This window comes from Cupriavidus sp. MPR-AND1C (genome assembly GCF_058809705.1).
In genome coordinates, this window is the sequence record NZ_JBXASU010000156.1 from 1 (window position 1) to 2,304 (window position 2,304).

The following is a 2,304-nucleotide window of genomic DNA, read 5'->3' on the forward strand; positions in this document are numbered from 1 at the left end:
CCGCCCGCCCCCGCCCCCGAGCCAGCCGCTCCTGTGTCGGCAGCGCCACGCGCGGTCGGCATTGGCGAGATCCAGTGCAGCCCGCCACAGCCCACCTACCCGTCGCAATCGCGCCGCATGGGTGAAACCGGCAAGGCCGTGGTGCGTCTGACTACAGACGATACCGGCAAGGTGGTCAAGACCACGGTCGTAACCTCGAGCGGATCCTCCAGGCTGGACCAGGCCGCCGAGGAGGCGGTGCGACGCATGCGCTGCAAGCCCTATCTGGACAACGGTCGTGCCGTGGCGGTTACCGCCCAGCAGCCGATCGGGTTCGAACTCAACTGATTTCAATACCGACCTCACCAGGAACCAACATGCAGGACCTCGGACTTTCTCACCTCTGGACGCAAGGCGATTTCGTCATGCGTGCCACCGCCATCATTCTGCTCATCATGTCGCTGGCTTCGTGGATCGTGATTCTCACGAAGGCGTGGGATCTCTTCCGGCTGAAGAAGATGGCGCATGGCGCTGAAAAGCGGTTCTGGCACTCCGACGATTTCGACCACGCGCTCGAAACCCTCGGCAGCAGCGAAGCCAACCCGTTCCGCGCGTTGGCCATGACCGGCAAGGAAGCCGCGCAGCACCATCGCGCCAGCCAGCCGCAACTGCACGACGTGATGGACATCTCGGACTGGATCACCCGCTCGCTCAAGAGCGCCATCGACGACGCCGTTGCACGCATGCAATCGGGCCTGGCCGTGCTGGCGTCCGTCGGTTCCACAGCGCCGTTCGTTGGCCTGTTCGGCACCGTGTGGGGCATCTATCACGCGCTGATCAACATCGGCGCCTCCGGCGTGCCGACCATCGACAAGGTGGCAGGCCCGGTGGGCGAGGCGCTGATCATGACCGCCTTCGGCCTGGCTGTTGCGATCCCCGCCGTGCTCGGCTACAACGCGCTGACCCGCGGCAACAAGGGCGTGATCTCGAAACTCAACCGCTTCGCCCACGACCTGCACGCCTACTTCGTCACCGGCGCCCGTGTGCGCCCGGCCAGCGCCAGCGCGCGTGCCGCCGATGACAACGGTGTGCGCCTCGCAGTCAAGAATCAGTAAGGCCGCAGCAAGGCAACAAGGAAGTCATCATGGCATTCGGCACCCTCGACTCGGACGAAGACGAAGTAATGAGCGAAATCAACATGACGCCGCTGGTCGACGTCATGCTGGTGCTGCTGATCATCTTCATCATCACCATTCCCGTGATCAACCACACGGTCAAGATCGACCTTCCGCGTGCAACCAACACGCCCAACGATCCCAAGCCGCAGAACATCAACCTGGCGATCGACGCCAGCGGCAAGGTCTTCTGGAACCAGGCTGAGGTGGACGAGCCCACGCTCGAAGCCAACATAGCCCAGGCCGCGCAGCAGCAGCCGCAGCCTGAGCTGCATCTGCGGGCCGATCGCGACGTGCGCTATGAGCGTGTGGCGGAAGTCATGGCAGCCGCCCAGCACGGCGGGTTGGGCAAGATCGGGTTCATCACGGAACCCAAGCATTAGTGCTGTTCGTGCCGTGCTATTTGGGCCGGCAGCGGAGCATCGACAAAAAGGGCACTCCATGGAGTGCCCTTTTTGTTTGCGCTGAACCGTCCTTCACAATAGAGATCCCTGTTGTAATGATAACAATTCTCATTTAATATTGAGCCAACTTGAACCCGGTCGTGACCGCTCGCAGTCCCGCGCAGCCGCCACAGACCACCGGACCGGAGCCCGCCCATGAGCACCCTGACCCTGCCGCTGTCGCAACCGCATGAAGTCACCCGTCGCCGCCTTTCCCTGCGCCGGGTCGAAGTCAATCCCAGCAAGGCTGCGCCGGCGCGGCGCGAAAACCCCGCCAGCGCGGCGATCGAATCGATGAAATCTGCTGTAGCTGCCCTGCCCGCCCGGCTCGAAGCGCTGGTGCGCGACAGCCTCCCCGCTGCGCCCGCTGGGGATGCAGTGCCCCTGGATTCGCTGATGCGTGGCGCCAACCTGCTGCCGATCCTGCATAACGGCGAGGTCTACACGCTGCGCATCACGCGCTATGGCAAGCTGATCCTGACGAAGTGACCGTGCCCGAGCGCGCGCACGCGCCAGCACAAGCCATGCCGTGGGAAACCCTCGTGGCAACCATGTAATGCTGTACGGGATCTCGATGCAAGAAGGGCTACCGGAACCGGCAGCCCGACGCCAAAGCCTGTCGACAGGCTTTGGCATCAGGGAGCACAAGCGATTCGCTCCGCGGTAGGCAGGAGGTGCCGGCCGTGAGCCACGCTCACTGCCGGCAC

Annotated in this window: 4 protein-coding genes; all 4 read left to right on the forward strand. The window is 63.8% G+C overall.

Features of this window, described 5'->3' with window-relative positions; all coding sequences use genetic code 11:
• Positions 1-327 (forward strand): energy transducer TonB (locus tag AC1RWI_RS37035; RefSeq protein ID WP_492870787.1); only part of this gene is annotated, 327 nt, incomplete at its 5' end.
• Positions 328-356: 29 nt separating this feature from the next.
• Complete coding sequence (locus AC1RWI_RS37040; RefSeq protein ID WP_043347812.1) at positions 357-1,094, forward strand: MotA/TolQ/ExbB proton channel family protein; 738 nt, start codon at positions 357-359, stop codon at positions 1,092-1,094.
• Between the two features lie 29 nt (positions 1,095-1,123).
• Positions 1,124-1,537, forward strand: coding sequence for an ExbD/TolR family protein (locus tag AC1RWI_RS37045; RefSeq protein WP_043347815.1), 414 nt, complete (start codon positions 1,124-1,126; stop codon positions 1,535-1,537).
• 216 nt (positions 1,538-1,753) lie between these two features.
• On the forward strand, positions 1,754-2,086 hold the full coding sequence (locus AC1RWI_RS37050) for a hemin uptake protein HemP (protein ID WP_043347818.1): 333 nt from the start codon (positions 1,754-1,756) through the stop codon (positions 2,084-2,086).
• The last annotated feature ends 218 nt before the right edge of the window (positions 2,087-2,304 follow it).

Excerpts from the sequence above, each read along its gene's own strand:
- AC1RWI_RS37040 (WP_043347812.1), top strand. The coding sequence starts at position 357 with ATGCAGGACCTCGGACTTTCTCACCTCTGGACGCAAGGCGATTTCGTC.
- AC1RWI_RS37045 (WP_043347815.1), top strand. The coding sequence starts at position 1,124 with ATGGCATTCGGCACCCTCGACTCGGACGAAGACGAAGTAATGAGCGAA.
- AC1RWI_RS37050 (WP_043347818.1), top strand. The coding sequence starts at position 1,754 with ATGAGCACCCTGACCCTGCCGCTGTCGCAACCGCATGAAGTCACCCGT.